Origin of the sequence: Desulfitobacterium dehalogenans ATCC 51507, assembly GCF_000243155.2 — a bacterium.
In the GTDB taxonomy this organism is placed as follows: Bacteria; Bacillota; Desulfitobacteriia; order Desulfitobacteriales; family Desulfitobacteriaceae; genus Desulfitobacterium; species Desulfitobacterium dehalogenans.
This window is the reverse complement of sequence record NC_018017.1, coordinates 288,371-310,278: the sequence shown is the minus strand read 5'-3', so window position 1 is coordinate 310,278 and position 21,908 is coordinate 288,371. Positions and strand designations below refer to the sequence as shown.

Below are 21,908 nucleotides of genomic sequence, written 5' to 3'. Positions count from 1 at the left end.
ATTAATATCTCCGTAATATTTGGGTAATGTTTTGTTACATTCCTTTAATATTTAACGGTTAAATTGAAGATGTTTGTATCACAAGGAAAGGAGGCAGAGGCATGGGGGTACACGAAGGGCGACTCTATGTGTATCAATTACTAAGACTCTTGTTTGAGCAACCCTTAAGCACTGAAGGACTGAAGGCATTGCAGGAGCAATCCGGTTTGAGGGAGCTTGCTCAAATCAGTTCCGGAGCACAGAGTCTTATCGATTTCTTAGATGCCAACAAAGATACCGATTCCGAAACCCTTGGCAAAGCCATGCTGTCCGAGTATCAAAGGCTTTTTGTGGGTCCGGGACCTATACTTGTACCGATCTGGGAGTCCGTCTATTTCGACCCGGAACATTTGATGTTCGGCGAACGCACTATGGAAGTGAGAGAGTGCTACCGCAAGTATCACCTTGAATCGATTCATAAGAATCGACAGCCTGAAGATCACTTGGCAGTGGAATTGGAGTTTATGATGTATCTGATCGGCCACTATCTGGCGAGTGAGGATGAAGGCCAACAAAGAGAGTTGCTCGGGGAGCAAAAAGTCTTTCTCCGGAAACATCTTGCAACCTGGAAAGATGAATTCCTTCAATTGATGAAGGATTCAACCGACTGCCCTTTATACCGGGGCGGCGGGCAGTTATTAAAAGAGTTTTTAGACATGGAATTAGAGATGTTTGAACATCTAGAGGAGGTCAGCTAGTGATGAACTTATCAAGAAGAAGCTTCTTAAAGTGGTCCGCTTCCCTGGGGGTCATGGGAACAGGAGTTATGTCATTAACCGCTTGTAGTCTGAACAGTTCCTTGACCGGCAGTGAAGGAGCTCCTGCAGGGGAGCAAATCATTCCTACCGCCAGCACCCAGGACTGCGGGGGCCGCTGTTTAATCAAAGCCCATGTGAAAGATGGCGTAATCACGAGAATCAGCCCTCGCGGCGCTTATGAAGACGATGAACCCGGTGCTAATATGAAAGCCTGCCTGCGGGGACGCAGCTACCGCAAACATCAGTATCATCCCGACCGCTTGAAATACCCTATGAAGCGGGTGGGCAAGCGCGGAGAAGGAAAATTTGAACGGATTTCCTGGGAAGAAGCCATTGATACCATTGCCAAAGAAACTCAACGCATCTTTAACCAATATGGGCCTGAATCAAGATACTGCAACCTTGGCACCGGAGACACCGGCGGTGTGATTTCCCGCATGTCCTTGGGTAACCGTTTCTTAAATGCTACCGGGGGCTATCTTCCCTGGTATAACTCCGTCAGCATGGGCAATACTGCGGCCGCTACTCCCTACGTCTATGGGGTTGCCAGTACCGCCAGCAGTCTCGACAGCTTGAAAGACACTAAACTGGTTATCCTCTGGGGACATAATACCACCGAGACGATCTTCGGTGCATCCAATTATTACTTCCGTCAAATGAAAAACCGCGGCTGCAAATTCATCTGCATTGACCCACGCAATTCCAATACGGCGGTGGCTTTTGCCGACGAATGGATCCCCTTGCTTCCCACCACGGATAATGCCCTGATGGACGCTATGGCCTATGTCATTGTTAGTGAAAATCTACATGATCAAGCTTTCCTTGATAAATATGTCCAAGGTTTTGACGAGGAGCATATGCCTGAAGGGGTACCGGCCCATGAATCTCTGGTCTCCTATCTCTTCGGAAAAAAAGACGGTGTGGAGAAAACCCCGGAATGGGCAGAAGCGATCTGCAAAGTTCCTACCGGAACCATTCGCCGTATTGCTCGTGAGTATGCCACCACAAAGCCGGCAGCCCTCATCCAAGGCTGGGGCCCTCAACGCCATTCCTGCGGAGAGAGAACCGCTCTCGGCGCCACCATGCTGGCTTCCATTACCGGAAATGTAGGGGTTCTGGGCGGTTGGGCCGGAGGTTATATCGGTCTGAGCCGCAAAGGCGCCGTAGGGCTTCCTGCCGTACCGAACCCTTATCCGGGATCTATCCCTACCTTAGCCTTCATTGATGCCATTGAGTATCCCGAAAAGGTCACCCAGGAAACAGGATTGCTGGGCGTGGACAAACTCAACAGTCCGATTAAGATGATTCTGAACCTGGCCGGAGATTTCCTGGCCAATCAAAATCCTGATATTAATCGCACGATTAGAGTGTTAGAAGATGAGAGTCTTGTGGAATTCATCGTGGTCAGCGATCTGTTCCTGACACCCAGTGCCCGCTATGCGGATATCCTCCTGCCCGGCAACACCTTCTTTGAACGCTATAATATCGGGGCAACTTGGAACAATGGGGATTATTTCATTCTCTCTCAGAAGATTGTGGACAATTATTACGAAAGCCGTTCCGAGTACGAGTGGTTGGCTGAAGTGGCCGATAAACTCGGGGCAGGGGATGTCTTCACCGGCGGCAAAACCGAGGAAGAATGGATTCGCTGGATGGTTGAAGAGACCCGGGCCAAATATCCCGAGACCCTGACCTGGGATGAACTCGTCAAGGTTGGCATCAATAAATTCCACTATGACGGACCCCGGGTGGCTTTCAAGGAACAAATCGAAGATCCCGAAAGCAATCCTTTCAAAACCCCTTCCGGCAAGATCGAGCTCTTCTCCGAGCGTCTTTATGATATGAAAAACCCCGAAATTCCCGCTATTCCCGTCTATGTACCGGCTTGGGAAGGTCCTGAAGATGAATTGACTCAAAAATACCCCTTACAGTTGATTGGCTGGAAAACAAAGGCAAGAGATAATTCCACCTTCTACAATAACCCTTGGCTGCAACAGGCCATGGTTCAGGAATTATGGATCAATCCTGCGGATGCCCAATCCCGGAGTATTGCCACAGGGGATCAGGTCAAAATTATGAACGACCGCGGCACGACCATGATGAAAGCCCGGGTCACCTCAAGGGTCATTCCTGGAGTTATCGCTGCTCCTACAGGGTCCTGGTTCACCCCTGATGGAAAGGGCGGCTGCACTAACGGTAATCTGAATGTACTGACCACATTAAAAATGACCGCATTGACTTATGGCAATACTCAGCATACCTGTCTTGTGGAAATAAGCAAATTATAAAGACTGAATTTAAGGAGGGATATTGATGAGTGTACAGTATGGTTTTTATATTAATCAAAGCAGATGCAGCGGCTGTCATGCCTGTCAGACCAGTTGCAATGATAAAAATAATCTAGAGCCAGGCCGCCTCTTTCGGCGTATCAAGGAAACCGATGGCGGAGAATTTACACCTCTTAATCAAGGATACGCTCACAATGCCTATGCTTTTTTTACATCCATCTCTTGCAATCATTGTGATCATCCAAAATGCACGGAAGCTTGCCCCAGCGGCGCAATGCACAAGGATCCGGAAACCGGCATTGTCTCTGTGAATCCAAACCGGTGTATCGGCTGCCGCTATTGCACATGGGCTTGCCCCTATGGCGCACCACAATACAATAAAGAAGCTGGTCAGATGTCTAAATGTGACTTCTGCGCAGATTTACTTAGCCAGGGTGAAACTCCTGTGTGTGTCGCCGCCTGCCCCTATGAAGCTCTCGATTACGGCCCCATTGAAGAGCTGCGGGCGAAGTACGGCACACTGGCCGATTCTCCGGATTTACCCTCATCGAATGAAACCCACCCTAATATAGTCATCAAACCTCATAAGAGATAATACATCGATCATAGGAGGGATTATCATGCATTCATGGCCATTATATCTATTCACCCTGGCTATTCAGTCCGCCGTGGGCGGCTGCATCATGCTTATGCTTTATAATAGCTTGCTTAAAGATATTGCCGCAAAAGACACCATGCAAAAAACCAATCTTAAAAGCTTAACCGTCTTGACCATTCTTTCCATTCTCGGCCTTGGTCTCTCATTTTTTGATATCGGCTATCCTCTCAATGCCGTCAACGCTATTACCAACCTGGGCTCTTCCTGGTTGAGCCGTGAAATCCTGTTGACCGTCTTATTTATTGCCTTAGTCTGTCTCTCTTTCCTCGTAAGCTGGAAAAAGCAACACCTTTCTCAAGCCTTGCTAACCACTGCCGGTATTGCCGGATTGGCTCTGATCTTCGCTATGAGCTCCCTATATAGTCACACGATTTTTGAACCCTGGAACAGCATCAATACCATGATCGGTTTTTATGGCTCCGCCATCATCTTAGGGGCTGTAGTGGTTAATATTGTCTTCTTCCCTGTCTTTAAAAGCACCCCTGGCTCCTTTGATGCGGTCAAGCTGCCGACCTTGCTTGCCATCTTAGCTGCCTTCATCATCCAGTTCATCTTCATGGCATCCTTAGGCTCGAACCTTGCCCCTCTCAACCCTTCCCTGTCCTTAGTACGTTGGTTCTGTTCAGCCTTTGCCGCTCTCTTGCTGGTCTATTTATATTTTAAGGCCCCTAAGAAGTCAGAGCTGCTCTATATCTCCTTCGGGCTCCTGTTCGTCGGAGAATTAATCGGCAGATATTTATTCTACCTTCCCTTAAGCTAATCCCAGACCCCTTATCCAAAGTTAAAAGGAACTGTCCGGCTTTTCAGCCGCGGCAGTTCCTTTTGTTATGAACCCAGTCTTATTTGGGCCTGAATTTATACCCGACACCCCATACGGTCAATAGATATTGAGGTTTGGCCGGATCGGCCTCGATTTTCTCGCGGATTCTGCGAATAAATACCGTGACGGTATTGGTATCTCCCTCAAAATCCAGTCCCCAGATTCTATCCAGCAATTGTTCCCGGGTAAAGACTTGCCCTCGGTGTTTGGCGAAAAAGGTCAGGACCTCAAATTCCTTAGAGGTCAGATCCACTTTTTCACCACCGGCATAGACCTCATATTCATTTAAGCGTATCTCTAAGTCACCGACCTTTAGCACCTCATCACTGTTGTTGGGCTCATCGTCCACGCGATGAGGTCTGCGCAGCAAGGCCTTGATACGAAAATCCAATTCCATGGAGCTGAAGGGCTTGACGAGATAATCATCTCCCCCCATTTTAAAGCCAATGCCTTTATCGACAATGTCCCCTTTAGCTGACAGAAAGATAATGGGCACATCGCTGAAGGCCCGGATCTTTTCACATACCGCAAAGCCATCCAGCCCCGGAAGCATAACGTCCAGAATGAGCAAATCCGGGGACTCTCTGGTAAAGACCGCAAGGGCCTCCAGACCATTATCCACATAGCAGAACTGATAGCCGTTTTCCCGTACGATATATTCAACAGCCTTTTGAATGCTTCTCTCATCATCGACCAACATGATTTTCATTCTGCATCTCCCCCTTACTGTCTTTCAATGGGCAGTAATACTATGAAGGTGCTGCCTTTATTCAAATCGCTCTCCACGGAAATAACCCCGCCATGCAGCTCGGTAAGTTCTTTAGCTAAGGCCAACCCTAATCCGCTGCCGTTATACTGCCTTGAGGAGGATGAATCCACCTGGATGAACTTTTCAAAGATATGAGCTTGGTTTTCCTGGGAAATCCCTATCCCGTTGTCCTGAACCGTGATCTTTACATAGTGCTGATCCTCAGCTAAGGAAGCATGAATCGTTACGTTCCCGCCCAGGGGAGTGAATTTAATAGCATTTCCGGCCAGGTTCTCGATGATTCTGCGCACTTTCTCATAATCTCCTTGAATGAGGGGCACACCCCGTTCGACCCGGGCTGTTAAGTGAATATCATGACGCTGGGCTAAGGGGCGGATCACGCATTCCACATTATTGATGACATCCACTAAATCCACCGTCTCAATGGACAGAGAATTCTTGCCGGTCTCGATGCGCGCCAGATCCAGGATGTTGTTGATCATATAAAGCAATACTTCACTGTTCTCTTTGATTTCACAGAGGATTTGTTCTTCCGAGGAGTTTTCAAAGGCTTTCTTTTTGAGGAGGATCTCCGAAAAAATGATGATGGCCGTCAAGGGAGTTCTTAATTCATGGCTGACCATGGCCAGAAAATCGGATTTATACTGACTGTCTTCTTTTAATATGAAGTTGACCTTTTCGAGCTGCACTTGCTTGATGCGCAATTGTTCATTGGCTTTCCCCAGCTCTACGGTCCGCTGTTCCACTTTGTGCTCTAAATCAGAGTACAGCTCCTTCAATTGTTTCGCCATGTTGTCAAAATGGGCTGCCAAGTCTTCGATCTCCTCCGATGCGTCGAAATTATGCAAATCGACGTTCAGATCCCCTTCTCCAACCTGTTTCACCGCAGCCTCCAGTTGTTCTATGGGCCTAGTTACCCGCTTAGTAACAAAGTAGTAAATGGCTAAAACACAACCTATGATAAGTAAGGTAAAGGTCATGCACTGCCAGAATATGTTAAAAACAAGGGCCTGATCTTGAATATCAGTGGGCATGGTAATGCTGATAGCACCAGCTAAATCACCGATCTTCATTCCCTCTTTAGCATAGCCTGAAATATCAATTTCTCCCGCCGGTTCACCGTGGCATTCCAGACAGGTTTCATCAATTCGCATAGGGGTGACATAGCGGAAATAGCGCTGTCCCTCTTCCTTGACCAATTCCCAATAGGAATCTATTGCGGTATCATTAGAAAGTTCTTCTAAAACCTCTTTTTCAAAAGGATCAGGCTCATTCAAAGAATTACGCGGATTCGTATTCACATACCGGATCTTATAGCCGTTTTTTTCAGCAAAAATAACACCGATACTCATTCCTGCCGTAGAACAGTTGAGCCCTTTAAAATCAAAGTCGCCTTTGGCACTGGTATTGATCCTGTGTTGATTGATGGATAAAAATTCCCAAGTAGAATCCAATTGTTGGGTCAGGACCAGACCCTTTTCCTTCAGTTCGTTAACCGCTTGATTTTGTTGAATTTGAAACACCAGCAATATGTTGATGCTCATTAAAATGAACACGATGATGACAGTAGGAATAATGAGCTGATATTTTAGCTTTTTGACTCTCAATAAAACACCCCTGTCTATCTTAACATTAAAGCTTGCGCTATAAAACGCTAATAAGAAAAAAACTCTCAAGCAGGTTTAATAAGTTTTTCATAAGCTTGTGGCAAATAGACCTATTCTGTTTTTTAAGTTCGTTTACTATATCTTCATTGAAAAACACCGATACCACCTGTAAAAGGCAGCATCGGTGTTTGTGTATCAGCAGCAAAGCAATCAGGTTCAGTCCATGTTTTGGGTGCTGACGATTTTTCTGACACTATCCGGCGAAAGATAATATTGGGCCGCAATATCCTCAATCCGGCTTCCCACCCGGTACATCCTCATAATACTTTGATTTCTTTCCCGTAAAGCAGCTTTGGTTCCGCTCATTTCGCCCCAACCGGTCTTGTGGGATGTTTTGCGGGGAATGTAAAGAGTTTGCCCCTGTACATATTTTTGGATTTCGTCAACAAGCTTCTTAGGCAATATATTTTTAGCATTCTGATACTCCATAAATCTCCTCCTGAAAATAGGTACAAAAAATGCGGCATAGGACATGGCCTGTCCTCAGCAGTGCTCAGGAAACAACGACCATGCCTCTACACCCGAATATTTATTTAGAGGTTTGCCACCTCATAAATATCCTTGATCAATTTAACCATCCCCTTTCAGCAGAGATTTGTAAATCCGGACTACAAGTTTATTTTAGAAGCTGCCCGATATAAAAGCAATGGAAAGAATAATTATAATCCTAAAGAAGTTCCTTTGCGAAAAACTCTATCTGCTGATCCATAAATCCATCCGGCGATTCATGCCCATATTCCGGATAGACTAGCAGTTTCTTTTCTCCACAGATCGCCTTATACAGCGAATAGACGGTGGAAGGCGGGCAGACCGTATCCTTTAAGCCCATGGATACCAGGCAGGCCGTTTCTTTTCCCAGCCAGGGAGCAAAGTGAACCCCATCAAAATAGTCCAGGGTGGTAAAGACTTTTTCCTCTCGCTTATGTTCTGGATCATGAAGTTGAAAATACCAAGAAAGCTCCTCCATGGGTCCACCGCTTTGCAGCTGGTAGCTTCTGCGGAAATCAGCCAGAAAGGGAATCGCTGCACTCACTGCCTTCACCCCGCCCTTTAGGTTGACCTCTTGCCCTAGAGCGTTGATCACCCCTCCTGCTATGACTGCTAATCCTCCCCCTTGACTTTTGCCTATACAGCCAATTCGCTTTTCATCCACTTCCGGCTGATTGGCCAGGGCTTCCACGGCCCGAACTCCGTCCAGGTAGACTTGGCGAAGATAATGAGTATGAGGAGATTCCAAACCCAAAGTCATCCAACCGGCATAAGCCCCCGCGGGATAGACTCTGGAATCCGGTGTTTTCCCGCATTGCCCTCGGACATCCAAGGCCAGGACAGCATATCCTTGTAAGGCCCAAAAGAGAAGCTCCGAGATCTGACCCCGGTTACCGGAATACCCATGAAAGCGCACCAGACCGGGCAAGGTCTCACAGAGATTAATGGCTCTGGGCCGCAGAAAATAACCTTTGAGTTCTACCTGATCCCCGGATTGCACAGTGGCCGTGAAGACCTCTACCTTGGACAAGGGATAAGGAATCTCTTCAAGCTCCAGGCGGGCCTTGACCCGAGTGTCCCCTCGCAAACCCTCCAGCCAGAATTCTTCAAAGTCTTGGGGTCGCATCCCCAGATAAGGGATGGTTTCTAATGTCTCTATGGCCTCTTGAATGATTGTCATTCGCCTTCACCTCTACCCTGGATTATCCTTTCTAGTATTTCTATATTTCTTCAAAAAAGCCTCCAACACCTTTTTAATGTGCAGACAGTAAAAAGGAGCGGCCCCTCTTTCAGATGGCTCACTCCTCTTAAGCGTTCCCTTGTTTACTTTTTGGTAAATCCATGCATGTTGGATTCAAGCTCTTCGGCCAGATCGGCCAGTTCCTGACTAGCCCCGGCGATCTGATCCATAGCTGCCGTTTGCTCCTGTACCGATGCGGATACTTCCTGGGTGCTTGCCGCACTTTCTTCAGCAATAGCGGAAAGACTCTGAATCATGTTCATGATGGATTGATTCTTATCGGCTATATCCTCAGTGGAGCTGCTGATAATCTCCGTATATTCTTGGATACTGTCGATAGCCTCAGCGATGCCGACGAATTTGGTCTCAGTGGCGGAGACGCTTTCCGACTGAATCTTAACCACAGAATCCATCTCTCCCATCTTGACCACCGCTTCCTGGGTCTTTAGGGACAGGACCTTGGTGATGTTTTCGATCTCTGTGGTGAAGCGATTGGAGTCTTCAGCCAATTTGCGGATTTCCTCAGCCACCACCGCAAAGCCGCGGCCCTGTTCACCTGCCCTCGCTGCTTCAATGGCAGCATTGAGAGCCAATAGGTTGGTCTGGGCGGCGATCTCCTTAATTTTCAGGCTGGCTTCCACGATATTTTCAGCACTTTCATTGGTCTCCAGGATGGTCTCCCGAACCTCCTGGGCACTCTTCCCATTTTGATGAGTAATTTCAATCAGATCCGCCAGGATCGTGGTTCCTTCATCTTTAAGCTGTTCCACTTTATCTGTGGCTCGGCGCAGATCCTCCACCTTCTTTTGATCCTCTGCCACCAAATGTCCCAGGACATCCATTTGGGCGACGCCGCTTTGAATCTCGGTCGCCTGGTCACTGGCGCCATGGGCAATCCCTTCGATAGTTTTGGCAACTTCCATAGATGCATTGGAGGATTCCTGACTGATCGTCTTTAGGAAGGCGGCTGAACCGGCCAGTTTTTCCGAGGAAGAAGCCAATCCTTCCACTAAGCTACGAATATTATAAATCACCCCTTGGAAGGCTCGGGAAAGACCCCCCACTTCATCCTTACGATTCATGAATTGTTCGGGGATATTCTCGGATATGTTGAGATGCTCGATGATGTCTATCAGCTTTTGAATAGGCTGGGAAATCCGGGAGGAGCTCATAAACCAGATGGCGATTAAGAGAATTATATTAAATACCATAAGTACGGACTGAATCATCTTTAGAGCTTTTACTTTTGCGGCAGAGAATACTTCCGCAGCTGCTACTGCTGCATTGGTAGTGGTAAAATAGGATTCGCTTTCTTGAACGAGAGAGGTAAAGTTTCCACTATTCCGGGCTGATTGGATGGTACCCTTTAAGGATTGCCACTCACTTTTTACCTTGTTCATCTCTTGGATAAAAGCCTCGTCGGTGGCCTTAGGCAGCCCCAGGCTCTCATCACCTTGAATTAACCCTTCGATAATTCCATCCAACTTTTGTATAAGTTCATCGTTAGGCTGCTTTGCCAGCTCCAGCTTAATGAGTCTCTGGGTTGCCCCCCGAACGACTCCCGCTGTATTAATGACGGAACCATCCTGCTGCATTTTCTCTAATTGGTAAAAAACGACCACTGTGCTGGTCACAGAAAAGATCAATAAAAGAACTACAATTGCTCTCAATGTGGATCGTATCGTCACCGACATCCCAGCCTTTCAACTTCAAAATCAAAGCTCTGTAGAAAGTATTATCTCATATCATATCAAAGAATTTTTGATTTTCATATCATTATTTTGTAATTATTATAGTTGCAACCAACTAAAAAGACCTTCTCGGGAATTACTCCAAGAAGGTCTTGCTTAAATCTTAGTAACGGTTGCGTGGGGTGAAGCAATCGCGGCAGTAAACCGGTTTGTCACCACTGGGTTGGAAAGGCACCATGGTCTCTACGCCGCATGAAGCGCAGACTGCCGGATGCATTTGGCGCTCCTGGCGTTGGTAACCGCCGTTACCACGGGATTGTTGCTTTCTTGCTGCACGGCAGGAAGGGCAACGGCCAGGCTCGTTGGTGAAGCCTTTTTCGGCGTAGAATTCTTGCTCGGAAACGGAGAATACAAAATCAGCTCCACAGTCTTTACAGGTGATTACTTTTTCTTGATACATAACAAAAAACCTCCAATATTATGATCGCCGCTACTTAAAAGGAATTTTCATTACTTCCCAGCGCTTTAGGCAACCAAAGAAGGTTCTTACCAAATCCAATATTAATTTAACGGACGCATTTACTATACCAGTAATTCGGTGATAAGTCAATTAGATCTTCATCTTATTCATCCTTCTTTTTTTTCCGGGACAGGGACAACCCTCCAAAGCCGCTGATCACAGCGATATAAAAGCCAAAATCATACCACCAGCCGGTGTTAAACACCTCATAGACTCTGACCTTAGCATTGAATATCCCTATAATCAGGGAAAGGGGCGCAATCCAGCCATGCCAGATACCGGACAAGAAACCTGCCGGATTGTCAAAATCATAGGAGCCATCCCCGGGAATACATCCTGTCAGGGTAAACATCATCAAGACCAGGGTTAAACCCAGAAACATAGTGTTCTTTTTCATTTCCGCTCTCCTTCCCATGTACTTTATAGTGAACAACGGCCCGCCAACTTTTCAAGATCCTCAATCCTTGCTATGATAAAGCTAATCACCTCTGGGGATATACTGTGAACTCTGCCACACTGAACCGAAAGGATGCCTGACATGCCAAAAAGCGTTCTCCTTAACGATGGCCTAACCGGCCACTATATGGACATACTAAGATGCCCCATCTGCCATAACTCGATGCAGCTTATTAATAGGAAAAGTTTAATCTGCGGGGACAAGCATTGTTTTGATCTGGCCAAGCAGGGCTATGTTAACTTATTATCCCATGGAATTAAGACCAAATACAATAAGCAATTGTTTGAAGCACGAAAACTCCTTGCCCAAAGCGGCTTCTTCGAGCCTCTGAATGAACAGCTCTGTGAATTAATCCAGAGGGATTTGAATCTCTCGGAAGCAAAGTCCCAGAACTGCTCCCTAAAAATTTTGGATGCCGGCTGTGGAGAGGGATCTCATCTAGCCAACATCCAACAAAAACTAGGGAAGAATACAGGCATGAGGCCCTTAGGAGTGGGGATGGACCTTGCCAAAGAAGGGATTCAACTGGCTGCCCGGGACTGGGAAAGCATTTTTTGGTGTGTAGGGGACCTTGCCCAATGCCCTTTTGAGGATCGTCAATTCGATGTGATTTTGAACATCTTATCCCCCGCCAATTACTCGGAATTCGAGAGAATCCTAACCGATGATGGGCTGGTCATTAAGGTCGTTCCAGGGAAAGAGTATCTCACGGAATTGCGGGAAATCTTTTACGAAGAAACAGAAAAACAGGATTACTCCAATGCCAAAACCGTGGAGCTCTTCGAAAACCATCTGACGCTCTATAAGACGGTGCCCCTCCGCTATTCTATGACTTTGAACCAGCCGCTGATCGCGAACCTGGTCCATATGACCCCTCTAACCTGGGGAGCCGACGAAGATCGGATCGGGAGGGCTCTCAAGTTGGAATCACTGGAGATTACTATCGATTTGACCATCATGGTAGGACGAAAAAAATGCTCTGGACAGGAACAAATGGAGGTAGTGTGATGAAAAAGGAAACAACTCGAATTAATCTAACCAAAGAACAAAAAGAAGAGATGGCTTCTGCCATCCAAAGATACTTCCTAAAGGAACGAGATGAGGAGATAGGGAATTTGGCTTCCAGCCTCATGCTGGATTTTATCATTAAAGAGTTAGCACCGGAATTCTACAATCAAGGAGTCTATGATGCTTACAAGCTGATGAACGATAGGACCGAAGACTTATTGTCCCTGCAGATTTATCACTGAACTAACCCGCCCTAAGACCCCTACCTCTATATAGGGTTGGTTGTCCAAGGGCGGTTAAGTCCAGTATGGACTCGACTAACCTCCAGTGGGAGCGAATCCCCCACTGGAGGAAGTGTCGTTCAATAACTGGACACCCAGGTAAATTCCCCGCTGTCCCCGTCCATAACCTCGACATCCGCAGGAACACGAACCACTATCCCTCCCTCGCCGAAGCTCATGCTGCCGCCCCCGCCGAAATAACCCTGTCTTTCTCTTTTTAATTGCCTTACTATGAAGCTATTGCCATAGAATTTGAACACGAAGCTCTGCTGAACAGGCTCTTCAATCTTCAGGATGCCCTCTTCCCATCTTATTTCGGGGGGAGGGACCAATTTCGTAAAGTCAATGGATTGGAAAGTATCGGTTCTGGCATAATGAGGCGCTGTGTAAGTTCTGACCTCGATCATCCCATCGGCATCTTTCTTTCGTTCCAGGAAGATTCGCCCATATCCTGAGTTTTCTGCGGTTCTGATTTCTAACTGTGGAGTTTCTGCTGGGTAAGTCTGCCGGCTGTTCTCGACAAGGCCACTTTGCGTTGCAAAAGGCTCATTCTCAAGAATATGGTATCTCCGGCCATCCTCCGACCAATCATCGGGGGCTTCGGCCAGCAGCCCTTGAGCCTGAGCATTGCGGGATAGAAAAAGTTCCCCTTGATCGAGAAAGAGGGCCAGGGGCAGGGAGAGGACCAGCAAGGCAAGATAGGTGCCGGAGATAAGGAGATTGGTCTTCCAGCGATACACAGGTTTCAGCCTGGGATGCACAAACTTAATCAAAAAGTAAATGAAGGGTATGATACACAGCAGGAGGATAATATTGGCAAATAAGAGTTTGCTCATCGTTTGACCTCCATTTTCTTCGTGATCAGCACACTGGATCCGAAAAGAAGGAGCGCTGTACAGAATACCTTTAGGCTAAAGATTCCCAGAGAGGCCTCTGCCGTATAGAACTCCAGGACTTTCCCCAGATTGATATCGAAAATTCTCACGTTTCCGAACCCGAAGACGAAGAAGCCTATCCACAGGATAATTCCCAAACCTTTGCTGCGCAAACTAAAGGTCTGAATCAGATAGACGACTGCCCCCAGCAGGATTAAGTAAAGCGTTGCCGCGACTATCCCCAGCAAAATATCCTGGGGCAGGATGTGCAGGCCCCCAAAGAGAAATTCGTTCTCTTTTAAGGTTGCCGCGATCATCAGACGGTGGATTATTGCCGCAAGGGTGCTTGTCACTCCCGCATAAACAGCATAGGTTAGAATCAGCAGGATATTCGATGCGTGGCTGACCGCCTGGCTATTGACCACAGAAAGCTCTATACTCCGATAGGGCTGAGAGCCCAGCAAAGAGGTCACCACAATCATCCACACAAAGGAGAGGAATAATAGGGCATCTCCCGTATAGGTTTTGAGCGCGACGCTTATAAAATCATTGCCGGAGGACATGGTGCCGCTTGAACCGATGGCGAGCAGGGAGCTGAACAGTTGGACAATAATCAAGGGATAGATCAGCCCGGAATGCCCTTTCAGTTTGTATCCGTATTGCTTGAGTATTACTTGGGATAAGGCACCGGGTGCCGGCTTAATCCCGCTTATAGACATCATCTATTCCTCCTTTCCCTGGAGCGGTGAGATAATTACAGAGATCATCCAGAGCTACCGGAAAAATTTCCACATCCCTGGAACGGATGTTCTCAATATCCTCCGGAAGTGCCTCGGTCTTGACCACCAGGCTGAGACTTCCTTTGGCAAACTCCTCCCGATGAAGGATGGCTTCCTCATTAAGCCTGTTCAGCAGATTATCCTGAAGAACCTCAGCGCTCCCCCGGAACCCCAGGGCATACTGCTTCATATCCAGGGTAGGCTTATGCATCAGCAGGCTTCCCTGATCGAGGAGAAGTATATCCTCCAAAATATCCTCCAGCTCCCCAAGCAAATGACTGGATAGAATCATGGTTCGGGGATGCTCCAGATAATCCTTGAGCACGGCCCGGTAAAAATCCTTGCGCACCGCTGAATCCATGCCTGTGGTAGGCTCATCCATAAGGGTGAGGGGACACCGTGCGGCAATGCCCAGGATGGCATTAAAGATGCTTTTGCTCCCTTTGGATAAATGGCTGTGCCGTTGCCGGGGATTAAGGCGAAAATACTCCAACAGGCCCTGGGCTATTTGACTATTCCAATGAGGGTAAAACACGGCCACTTCCTTCAGGATATCCTTCAGATTAAAGGAATCGGGAAAAGTCATGGTTTCATCCACGAAAACGATTTTCCCGGTAACATCCAGGTTATCGAAGGGGCTTTGGGCAAACACCCTCAGTTTTCCTTGGGTAGGCTTAAGATAGCCCGCTATCATTTTTAATAAAGTGGTTTTTCCCGCACCATTCCTGCCGATCAAACCGGTGATGGTGTTCTCTTCTATGGCGAAAGATAGATCCCGCAGGGCTTGAACTTTACCATAGGTCTTATGAATCTCATATCCCAAGATGACACTCATTCTTTTTCCTCCTCTACCTCCTGATGGGCGCGCTCAATCATGTCCAAGAGTTCTTTTCTCTGCACGCCCAGGCGCACCGCCTCATCCACCAGATCCCTGATCATCTGCCCAAGGATCTGATTTTTGCGTTTCTGCAGGATATAAGATTTTGCATGGGGGGATACAAACATTCCCAGTCCCCGTTTTTTATAGACGATCCCTTCCTCGGCAAGAAGATTAAGACCTTTCGCTGCAGTAGCCGGATTGATCGTAAATATCTCCGCCAGTTGATACTGTGAATAGATGCGTTCATCTTCTGTGAGGTTGCCTTTTAAGATCTCTGCTTCAAGCCACTCGGCGATTTGAAGATAGATAGGCTTAATACTATCTGAATTTAAAATGATCGCCCTCACCTCCGGAATCATATGTGCCACAGTACGTTAGTCATGTAATGCACTGTGGTTATAGTGTAAGCGATAAACTTTATTTTGTAAATACTAAAATCAAATTTCCCTACCAAGAAAAGTAAGTATCTTGCTGAAAAAGGATAAAGGATTTAATCCTAAGTGTGTCGAAATAATGACATGAAGAGTAACAGGAGGGGAAGGTGATACCGTGAGAAAAGCGCTCCTAGCCACATTAATTGGAATAACGATGCTCCTGACAGGCTGCGGTGGAAGTAAGGGTGTGGATTCTCCCATTGGAGCAACATCACCCACTCATTCTTCTACTCTGAGTCAAGAGGAAGCTCTCCGGGTTCTCTATCAAGAACTCTTAGCCAAGACAGAACATACTGTAGCTTTTTTGAAAGAAGCAAAAGTTGGTGATCAGACTATCTATGCTTTTCAACATATGGTGAATGGCAGAGCTCCAGTCGTCGATTTTGTTCATAGCAAAACCGGGAAAGTCTATTATGATAGTGTCGAACTGCTTTTGGATATTTTTATTAATAGTGAAGACAAAGAGCCTTACAAAGTGGCCAGCTACATTAATAAAGATATCTATTATCTGGAGATGAAGTCGGTAAATGACCCGGAGCCAACGACCTGGAGCACCTATGTCTTCAACGAAGATGCTTATACCAGTGCTGAAGAAGCTAAAAAGGCCGTTGTTAAGGTCTACGCTGAGAATCATCCCACTTTAAGTCTCTTAGGCAAACCCCTTGCTGAAGTCGAAAAGATTACCAAGGTTGAATCCCAAAAAGTGCCCGTAGAGACTGAAGAGGGGGGAGCCGCTGAGGCCACTCAGATTAATCTTGACAATACCTTGATTCTTTTTAATAATGAGGCCATTTCTTCGGAAATCTTCCTTGAGGGCCAGCAGGAAATCTTAGGAGTAAAAATCGGCGAGGCCTTTAATGAGGTCAGTGACAAACTGGGAATGCCCGATAGTTTCGGTCAAGATTCGGAGTTCGAGGATATCTATACCATGCGTTACCTCTTCGACGGCTTTCAAATCGAGTTCTATGGGGAAGACAAGGATGCTAATACCATAAGTGCCCTGATCAAAAAACTTTAGTTTATGTAGGAAAAAAGGCAGCTGCCTTATGAACCTTACCGTTCATTGGGCAGCTGCCTTTTAAATATCTAACAGCAGAATAATAATAGATAACAAACTGAAGCATACACTCATCAAACTGATAAAGGCTACTGTTTGTTTGGGGTTGAGACCGGAAGAAATCAAGCGATGATGGATTTGCGTTGCATCCGCCTTGTAGATGGATTCCCCACGAGAAAATCTCTTAAAGACCACGATAAGATTATCAAAAATCGGGACTCCGAGAGCAAGTATGGGAATACTCAAGGAGACTAGGGTAGCCTGTTTAAAAGCGCCGCTTAAAGCGACAATGGCAAGAATGAACCCGAGAAAATTGGCACCCGAATCCCCCATAAAGATCCTCGCGGGGTGTTTATTATATCTTAGGAATCCCAAGGCTGCTCCGACCAGCAATGCCGAAAGCAATGCCGAATCCCCTTGTCCCTTTGCCAAGGCGGCCACGTAAAGCGTGGCACCTGCAATAGCAGATAAAATTCCCGCCAGACCGTCAATGCCATCTGACCAATTGATCACCGTAGTAACCCCTACAATCCACATGATACTTAAGATAAGCTGAACTATATAAGGCAATACAATGTAGTTATGTGTCAAGGGGTTCGTAAAGCCGTAGAAAACGATCCCGGAAGAAAACACAATCCAGGCCGCAATGATATGAACCAAGAGTCTGGGTAACGCCGGAAACTCCTTGCCAAGAGTTTTATACCAGTCGTCAAGCAGTCCAATCAATAAGACGAGAGCAGAAGCGATCATGATGGCCATGGATTGCTTATTTATCGGTCTTACGAAAACTAAGTAACCACTCATAAAGCCTAAAAAAATCCCTACTCCGCCCAGTAAAGGAACGGGGCGTTTATGTTTTTTTCTTTCCGTAGGTTTATCAATAAAGTTCCACTTCACCGCAAGCTTTTCCAATAAAGGTATGCTCATGAAAACAATCATAAATACGAAAAGAAAGGGTACTATGAACTCCATGAAAAGCTTTGCCTCCCTCATATCACCTGACACAATACAAATTAACTATAAATCCTTACTATTATAACATTTATATAGCACTTTATCCTCAAAAAGTGATCAAGCCTTATAGCCTATTCCCAGAGCAATGCAGGCTTTATTATCGCCGAAAATTCAGTCATTCTGATCGACACCCTGGACAGCGATGAACGGGCCAAAACCCTCAAATCTCTTATCGCCCGGTATACCGACAAACCGGTTAAGACCATCATCTACACCCACGGTCATCCGGATCACCGTGGGGGGGCCGGCGCCTTCATGGACAGCGATCCGGAAATCATTGCTTTTGCTCCTTACAAACCTGTCCTGGGACGAATGAATGCCCTCCAAGATGTGCTCAATCAGCGCGGTACCCGACAGTTCGGCTACCAACTCAGCGACGAGGAGATCATTACCCAAGGCCTCGGGATTCGGGAAGGCAAGGTTCAAGGGGAGGGGCAATACGCTATGGTGCCGCCGACCACAGTGTATCAAGAGGAACAAGTCAAAAAACCATTGCACTGATGGGAGGAGAAGAGACTGTTCTAACCGCCATCCGCCAGGCCTTGGATAGCCAGGATTATCAATGGGGTATCGTCCTTGCTGATCTATTGATTGCTACGGACCCTTCCCATAAACAAGCTAAGAAATACAAAGCCCAGGGACTCATGAGCCTCGGTCATATGGAGACCAGCGCCAATGGCCGCCACTATTACCTTGCCTGTGCCAAGGAGTTGCTGGCTGAATTGAAAGGTTAAGATTTGCTTTTCCAGCGTTTAGAAATATGATATACTTTCTCCGTTGTCATGCCGTATAGGTCAAGATCATGATCTACTCATAAGCGATACAACGGAAATGGAGACACCCATGAATAGGTCGTATATCAAATACATAGCATCCTTGCTTTTGTTCGGCTTCAACGGAATTGTGGCCAGTCATATTTCTTTAAGCAGTTATGAAATTGTATTTACAAGAACACTTATAGGAAGCTTGTTTCTAGCTCTTGTCTTTGGTTTTTCCAAACAGAAGATGGGGTTTTTAGGTAATAAATCCCATCTTCTCTATCTGAGCCTATCCGGGGTAGCCATGGGCGCCAGCTGGATGTTCCTTTATGAAGCGTATACCCAAATCGGTGTGAGCATTGCCACCCTTGCCTATTATTGCGGCCCTGTGATTGTCATGGTCCTTTCCCCTCTTCTTTTCAAGGAAAGGATGACAAGTGCTAAGCTTTTAGGCTTTCTTGCCGTGCTGGTAGGTATGCTCTTTGTTTCCGGCCAAGCGATGACTGAGGAGAAGACCCTTTTCGGATTGATGTGCGGGCTATTATCCGCAGTGATGTATGCGATTATGGTGATCTTCAATAAAAAGGCGGTCAGTATAACCGGACTTGAAAACTCTATGTTGCAGCTGATGGCAAGCTTTGCCACCGTCTTCCTCTTCCTTTGCCTGAAGCAGGGCCTTGCCGTCCATATTGCGGCGGAAGATTGGATTCCTATTCTGATCTTGGGCATTGTCAATACCGGTATCGGCTGTTATTTCTATTTTTCCTCCATCGGCAATTTGCCGGTGCAGACCGTAGCTATTTGCGGTTATCTGGAGCCTCTTTCCGCCTTGCTTTTTTCGGCCGCTCTCCTTGGGGAAAGATTAAGCTTAGTCCAAATCCTTGGCGCTCTTCTGATATTAGGCGGCGCTGCTTTCGGGGAATTATATCGTCGAAGAATCCCACCAAACTCTTCTCTTACCACGTAAAGAAATAATTACCATTGTTATTTACTCTTAAAATCTGCTTCCTTATCCGTATTAATGGTTGTATTCATTAAAAGGTTAAGGAGGCGTCGGTTTGAAATTACTGAAATTTCGCGTATGGAATAAAGTGTCCAAGAAAATGCATAATCCCCAAGCCATTAGTTTTGATATCCAAAGCTGCAATCCCTTTGCCGTAAGCATACCCACGAAGTCCTGGGATCCTGTTGAGAAATATGAGTTGCTGCAATGGACCGGTTTAAGGGATGAGGATGGCACGGATGTCTATGAAGCGGATTTGGTTCTCATCGACTATGAGATTTACAAAGTTCACTGGAATGAATCCCAGGCGGCCTTTGAGCTTATATCTCTAAAAGGTTCCCCAGCGAAGGATGCCGACATCCTCCCGACGGGCAAAGTCATCGGAAATATGTATGAAACGGAGAATCTTTAAACCGTTATCTCTTCATGAAGTGATTCTATAGAAAAGGCCTACCCACAAGTGCCGGCGCACAAGATGGGTAGGCCCCTTTTTCTTTACTCAAGAATTCTAACGGATAGATAACAGTCCCAGAAACTCCCTCTGGGGAGGCATCGCTAAAAGGAAGTTTCACAACCCAGTTCATAGTATGTATTATTGTTAAACTCAAACTTTTTAATGACGTCAAGACCAAGTTTTTTAGTATGAGCATAATATGACCTAGGATTGATCTGATTAATAAAGGTGATCAGGATCGGATATTTTTGACTCATTTGCCGTCTGGAAAAATCAAAAACCTTCAGGAGCACTTCCGTACCCCTGTAATCTTTGTCAATACAAATCGGCCCATACTGATAAGAGTTTATTGTCGAAAGGATATTCCCTTTATATTCCGTATTCTTCAAATCCTTAATCATATGTTGAAAAAGAGGCCATTTAGCCCAATACTCCCAGGAGGCAGCCATGGCATAAGCCACGATTTTCTTGTTGTCAAAGGCGACTGTAATTCCATTTTCTTTTTCAATTAATTCTTTAAACTGCTCTTCTGTAAATAAGGTGGTGACGAAGCCATCCGGCTTGTCCTTTTCACTAATGGTGGCAATATGATATTTTTTCTGTAATTCTGCAATAGCAGGTATGTCACTAAGAACAGCGTTTCGATAAATCATTGATATCCTCCGATATTTTATATCTAGTAATGTATTAATACGATTATACACCAACTGAAAAACTGGTGCTTAACAACTTTATTGAGATCGGCAAAGGGTTGAAGGTGTCGCTGCCGGAAGAGAACGGCTGACCGGGAGCGCGACAATCTGAAACAGTCGGCGGAGGAAATACAAAAACCCAAGCAGGCCCTTGAACTGGATGTAAATAAAAAACGGTTGGAAAACAAGAAACTCCGGATGATTCCAACTACAAGAAGCATCTGCCTTGATATTCACTGCAAACAATGTTAAGTTATATCTTTAAAACCTTTTTAGGATGTGGTGTTTTTTGAGAAAGGGGTAATTCTTATAAAAAGTTGGCATTATGCGTTAACAGTTTTTCTGGGCGGTTGTTGTTATGGCATGCTGTCAACAATTGTCAAGCTCGCTTATTCAGCAGGCTTCCCTTCATCCGTAGTAACAGGGGCGCAATATTTTTTCGGAACCATCCTTATCTGGAGCCTCGTTCTGGTTACAAAGGCGAAGAAACTAACCCTCAAACAAGCATTAAAGCTACTGGCGTCCGGCATTCCGTTCGGTCTGACAGGCACATTTTATTATCAGTCCTTACAAACCTTGAATGCTTCACTGGCAATTATCTTTTTGTTTCAGTTTGTTTGGATTGGTACATTAGTCGATTGGATATTTAACAAGAAAAAACCTACAAAAGGAAAACTGGTTTCGATATCCATCCTAATCATTGGCTCTGCTTTGGCTGCAAATATCTTTTCAGGGCAGCGAGCTGTTCTTTCGTGGCAAGGAATCCTATGGGGAATGCTTTCCGCCTTAACGTTTACCACATTTATTTTTCTCAGCGGTTCTGTTGAAAAAAACGTTCCCCCTGTAGTAAGGAGCGCTCTTTTTGCCACCGGCGCCTTGATCGTTGTATTTTTACTGTTCCCGCCATCCTTTTTATTCAATTTTCCGGTTTTATTTCGCTTGATGCCATATGGGCTACTTCTCGGTCTTTTCGGAGTAGTTCTACCGCCACTGCTATTCTCCATCGGAATGCCGCACGTTGGCCCCGGACTTGGTACTATACTGCCGGCTTCCGAGCTTCCAGTAGCAATTATCATGTCTTCTATTGTTTTAGCCGAGCATGTGAGCTGGACACAATGGCTTGGAGTTTTTCTGATACTGACGGGAATTATTTGCGGCAATATCCGGCACAAAAAAAGCAGGGTTGATGCCAATGGGATAGAGGTAAGTTTACCATGATGAGCATCATTAGTTGTATGACATTAGAGGGTTTTACATTATATCCTCTATACTATGAG

Annotated in this window: 25 protein-coding genes; 12 read left to right on the top strand and 13 right to left on the bottom strand. The window is 46.1% G+C overall.

Translation table 11 applies throughout. The features are described from left to right. The first annotated feature begins 101 nt into the window (after positions 1 to 101). From DESDE_RS01480 to DESDE_RS01465, 4 genes are read left to right on the top strand one after another with little or no spacing between them, the layout of a single operon-like run. The gene (locus DESDE_RS01480; protein ID WP_014792272.1) at positions 102 to 737 is read left to right on the top strand and encodes a TorD/DmsD family molecular chaperone; all 636 of its coding nucleotides are present in this window, start codon (positions 102 to 104) and stop codon (positions 735 to 737) included. A 2-nt stretch (positions 738 to 739) separates the two neighbouring features. Further along, positions 740 to 3,085: a DMSO/selenate family reductase complex A subunit gene (locus DESDE_RS01475; protein ID WP_041917181.1), complete on the top strand. Its 2,346-nt coding sequence runs from the start codon at positions 740 to 742 to the stop codon at positions 3,083 to 3,085. Between the two features lie 25 nt (positions 3,086 to 3,110). Beyond that, positions 3,111 to 3,680, top strand: coding sequence for a DMSO/selenate family reductase complex B subunit (locus tag DESDE_RS01470; protein ID WP_014792270.1), 570 nt, complete (start codon positions 3,111 to 3,113; stop codon positions 3,678 to 3,680). Between the two features lie 25 nt (positions 3,681 to 3,705). After that, a complete protein-coding gene (locus DESDE_RS01465) occupies positions 3,706 to 4,503 on the top strand; it encodes a dimethyl sulfoxide reductase anchor subunit family protein (RefSeq protein WP_014792269.1) in 798 nt (265 codons plus the stop codon). Between the two features lie 79 nt (positions 4,504 to 4,582). Here DESDE_RS01465 and DESDE_RS01460 read toward each other — a convergent pair whose 3' ends face one another. The 7 genes from DESDE_RS01460 to DESDE_RS01430 form a co-directional block, all read right to left on the bottom strand. After that, a complete protein-coding gene (locus DESDE_RS01460; RefSeq protein ID WP_014792268.1) occupies positions 4,583 to 5,272 on the bottom strand; it encodes a winged helix-turn-helix domain-containing protein in 690 nt (229 codons plus the stop codon). A 14-nt stretch (positions 5,273 to 5,286) separates the two neighbouring features. Next, positions 5,287 to 6,939 carry an ATP-binding protein gene (locus tag DESDE_RS01455; protein WP_014792267.1) on the bottom strand — a complete coding sequence of 551 codons (1,653 nt, stop codon included), beginning with the start codon at positions 6,937 to 6,939 and terminating at the stop codon, positions 5,287 to 5,289. 216 nt (positions 6,940 to 7,155) lie between these two features. Further along, positions 7,156 to 7,428, bottom strand: coding sequence for a CD3324 family protein (locus tag DESDE_RS01450; RefSeq protein WP_014792266.1), 273 nt, complete (start codon positions 7,426 to 7,428; stop codon positions 7,156 to 7,158). A gap of 238 nt (positions 7,429 to 7,666) precedes the next feature. After that, entirely contained in the window at positions 7,667 to 8,668 is a 1,002-nt protein-coding gene (locus DESDE_RS01445) for an acetylxylan esterase (RefSeq protein WP_014792265.1), read from the bottom strand. A 143-nt stretch (positions 8,669 to 8,811) separates the two neighbouring features. Further along, on the bottom strand, positions 8,812 to 10,362 hold the full coding sequence (locus DESDE_RS01440; RefSeq protein WP_242831303.1) for a methyl-accepting chemotaxis protein: 1,551 nt from the start codon (positions 10,360 to 10,362) through the stop codon (positions 8,812 to 8,814). Between the two features lie 220 nt (positions 10,363 to 10,582). Then, positions 10,583 to 10,879 (bottom strand): zinc-ribbon domain containing protein, encoded by a 297-nt coding sequence (locus DESDE_RS01435; protein ID WP_014792263.1) that lies wholly within the window; start codon positions 10,877 to 10,879, stop codon positions 10,583 to 10,585. A gap of 163 nt (positions 10,880 to 11,042) precedes the next feature. Next, positions 11,043 to 11,336 (bottom strand): hypothetical protein, encoded by a 294-nt coding sequence (locus tag DESDE_RS01430; RefSeq protein ID WP_014792262.1) that lies wholly within the window; start codon positions 11,334 to 11,336, stop codon positions 11,043 to 11,045. A 141-nt stretch (positions 11,337 to 11,477) separates the two neighbouring features. Here DESDE_RS01430 and DESDE_RS01425 point away from each other — a divergent pair, with 141 nt between their 5' ends. After that, positions 11,478 to 12,404 (top strand): putative RNA methyltransferase, encoded by a 927-nt coding sequence (locus tag DESDE_RS01425; protein ID WP_014792261.1) that lies wholly within the window; start codon positions 11,478 to 11,480, stop codon positions 12,402 to 12,404. Further along, the gene (locus DESDE_RS01420; RefSeq protein WP_014792260.1) at positions 12,404 to 12,646 is read left to right on the top strand and encodes a DUF2164 domain-containing protein; all 243 of its coding nucleotides are present in this window, start codon (positions 12,404 to 12,406) and stop codon (positions 12,644 to 12,646) included. The genes DESDE_RS01425 and DESDE_RS01420 overlap by 1 nt, the downstream gene beginning before the upstream one ends. 119 nt (positions 12,647 to 12,765) lie before the next feature. Here DESDE_RS01420 and DESDE_RS01415 read toward each other — a convergent pair whose 3' ends face one another. From DESDE_RS01415 to DESDE_RS01400, 4 genes are read right to left on the bottom strand one after another with little or no spacing between them, the layout of a single operon-like run. Beyond that, entirely contained in the window at positions 12,766 to 13,521 is a 756-nt protein-coding gene (locus tag DESDE_RS01415) for a hypothetical protein (protein ID WP_014792259.1), read from the bottom strand. Beyond that, on the bottom strand, positions 13,518 to 14,282 hold the full coding sequence (locus DESDE_RS01410; RefSeq protein WP_014792258.1) for a hypothetical protein: 765 nt from the start codon (positions 14,280 to 14,282) through the stop codon (positions 13,518 to 13,520). The genes DESDE_RS01415 and DESDE_RS01410 overlap by 4 nt, the downstream gene beginning before the upstream one ends. Beyond that, complete coding sequence (locus DESDE_RS01405; RefSeq protein ID WP_014792257.1) at positions 14,260 to 15,174, bottom strand: ATP-binding cassette domain-containing protein; 915 nt, start codon at positions 15,172 to 15,174, stop codon at positions 14,260 to 14,262. The genes DESDE_RS01410 and DESDE_RS01405 overlap by 23 nt, the downstream gene beginning before the upstream one ends. Next, positions 15,171 to 15,578 carry a GntR family transcriptional regulator gene (locus DESDE_RS01400; protein WP_014792256.1) on the bottom strand — a complete coding sequence of 136 codons (408 nt, stop codon included), beginning with the start codon at positions 15,576 to 15,578 and terminating at the stop codon, positions 15,171 to 15,173. The genes DESDE_RS01405 and DESDE_RS01400 overlap by 4 nt, the downstream gene beginning before the upstream one ends. 190 nt (positions 15,579 to 15,768) lie before the next feature. On the opposite strand from DESDE_RS01400, the gene DESDE_RS01395 reads away from it, so the two are divergent. After that, positions 15,769 to 16,671: a hypothetical protein gene (locus DESDE_RS01395; protein ID WP_014792255.1), complete on the top strand. Its 903-nt coding sequence runs from the start codon at positions 15,769 to 15,771 to the stop codon at positions 16,669 to 16,671. Between the two features lie 60 nt (positions 16,672 to 16,731). Here DESDE_RS01395 and DESDE_RS01390 read toward each other — a convergent pair whose 3' ends face one another. Then, positions 16,732 to 17,682 (bottom strand): MraY family glycosyltransferase, encoded by a 951-nt coding sequence (locus DESDE_RS01390; protein ID WP_014792254.1) that lies wholly within the window; start codon positions 17,680 to 17,682, stop codon positions 16,732 to 16,734. Between the two features lie 108 nt (positions 17,683 to 17,790). Here DESDE_RS01390 and DESDE_RS22315 point away from each other — a divergent pair, with 108 nt between their 5' ends. The 4 genes from DESDE_RS22315 to DESDE_RS01375 all read left to right on the top strand — a co-directional run bounded on the left by DESDE_RS22315 (position 17,791) and on the right by DESDE_RS01375 (position 19,897). Next, on the top strand, positions 17,791 to 18,225 hold the full coding sequence (locus DESDE_RS22315; RefSeq protein WP_345787842.1) for an MBL fold metallo-hydrolase: 435 nt from the start codon (positions 17,791 to 17,793) through the stop codon (positions 18,223 to 18,225). Then, positions 18,225 to 18,458 carry an alkyl sulfatase dimerization domain-containing protein gene (locus tag DESDE_RS22310; protein ID WP_050981779.1) on the top strand — a complete coding sequence of 78 codons (234 nt, stop codon included), beginning with the start codon at positions 18,225 to 18,227 and terminating at the stop codon, positions 18,456 to 18,458. Before DESDE_RS22315 ends, DESDE_RS22310 begins: the two co-directional genes overlap by 1 nt. A gap of 109 nt (positions 18,459 to 18,567) precedes the next feature. Continuing rightward, positions 18,568 to 19,449, top strand: coding sequence for a DMT family transporter (locus DESDE_RS01380; protein ID WP_014792253.1), 882 nt, complete (start codon positions 18,568 to 18,570; stop codon positions 19,447 to 19,449). A 91-nt stretch (positions 19,450 to 19,540) separates the two neighbouring features. Continuing rightward, positions 19,541 to 19,897: a YopX family protein gene (locus tag DESDE_RS01375; RefSeq protein WP_014792252.1), complete on the top strand. Its 357-nt coding sequence runs from the start codon at positions 19,541 to 19,543 to the stop codon at positions 19,895 to 19,897. A gap of 143 nt (positions 19,898 to 20,040) precedes the next feature. On the opposite strand, the gene DESDE_RS01370 is transcribed toward DESDE_RS01375, so the two are convergent. Next, positions 20,041 to 20,592, bottom strand: a complete 552-nt coding sequence (locus DESDE_RS01370; protein WP_014792251.1) for a GNAT family N-acetyltransferase — start codon at positions 20,590 to 20,592, stop codon at positions 20,041 to 20,043. Positions 20,593 to 20,913: 321 nt separating this feature from the next. On the opposite strand from DESDE_RS01370, the gene DESDE_RS01365 reads away from it, so the two are divergent. After that, entirely contained in the window at positions 20,914 to 21,849 is a 936-nt protein-coding gene (locus DESDE_RS01365) for an EamA family transporter (protein ID WP_014792250.1), read from the top strand. Positions 21,850 to 21,908 lie beyond the last annotated feature (59 nt).

Bases quoted from the DNA above. Each gene is read 5' to 3' on its own strand.
- DESDE_RS01480 (WP_014792272.1), top strand. From the start codon at position 102: ATGGGGGTACACGAAGGGCGACTCTATGTGTATCAATTACTAAGACTC.
- DESDE_RS01475 (WP_041917181.1), top strand. From the start codon at position 740: ATGAACTTATCAAGAAGAAGCTTCTTAAAGTGGTCCGCTTCCCTGGGG.
- DESDE_RS01470 (WP_014792270.1), top strand. From the start codon at position 3,111: ATGAGTGTACAGTATGGTTTTTATATTAATCAAAGCAGATGCAGCGGC.
- DESDE_RS01465 (WP_014792269.1), top strand. From the start codon at position 3,706: ATGCATTCATGGCCATTATATCTATTCACCCTGGCTATTCAGTCCGCC.
- DESDE_RS01460 (WP_014792268.1), bottom strand. From the start codon at position 5,272: ATGAAAATCATGTTGGTCGATGATGAGAGAAGCATTCAAAAGGCTGTT.
- DESDE_RS01450 (WP_014792266.1), bottom strand. From the start codon at position 7,428: ATGGAGTATCAGAATGCTAAAAATATATTGCCTAAGAAGCTTGTTGAC.
- DESDE_RS01445 (WP_014792265.1), bottom strand. From the start codon at position 8,668: ATGACAATCATTCAAGAGGCCATAGAGACATTAGAAACCATCCCTTAT.
- DESDE_RS01435 (WP_014792263.1), bottom strand. From the start codon at position 10,879: ATGTATCAAGAAAAAGTAATCACCTGTAAAGACTGTGGAGCTGATTTT.
- DESDE_RS01430 (WP_014792262.1), bottom strand. From the start codon at position 11,336: ATGAAAAAGAACACTATGTTTCTGGGTTTAACCCTGGTCTTGATGATG.
- DESDE_RS01425 (WP_014792261.1), top strand. From the start codon at position 11,478: ATGCCAAAAAGCGTTCTCCTTAACGATGGCCTAACCGGCCACTATATG.
- DESDE_RS01420 (WP_014792260.1), top strand. From the start codon at position 12,404: ATGAAAAAGGAAACAACTCGAATTAATCTAACCAAAGAACAAAAAGAA.
- DESDE_RS01415 (WP_014792259.1), bottom strand. From the start codon at position 13,521: ATGAGCAAACTCTTATTTGCCAATATTATCCTCCTGCTGTGTATCATA.
- DESDE_RS01410 (WP_014792258.1), bottom strand. From the start codon at position 14,282: ATGATGTCTATAAGCGGGATTAAGCCGGCACCCGGTGCCTTATCCCAA.
- DESDE_RS01405 (WP_014792257.1), bottom strand. From the start codon at position 15,174: ATGAGTGTCATCTTGGGATATGAGATTCATAAGACCTATGGTAAAGTT.
- DESDE_RS01400 (WP_014792256.1), bottom strand. From the start codon at position 15,578: ATGATTCCGGAGGTGAGGGCGATCATTTTAAATTCAGATAGTATTAAG.
- DESDE_RS01390 (WP_014792254.1), bottom strand. From the start codon at position 17,682: ATGGAGTTCATAGTACCCTTTCTTTTCGTATTTATGATTGTTTTCATG.
- DESDE_RS22310 (WP_050981779.1), top strand. From the start codon at position 18,225: ATGGGAGGAGAAGAGACTGTTCTAACCGCCATCCGCCAGGCCTTGGAT.
- DESDE_RS01380 (WP_014792253.1), top strand. From the start codon at position 18,568: ATGAATAGGTCGTATATCAAATACATAGCATCCTTGCTTTTGTTCGGC.
- DESDE_RS01370 (WP_014792251.1), bottom strand. From the start codon at position 20,592: ATGATTTATCGAAACGCTGTTCTTAGTGACATACCTGCTATTGCAGAA.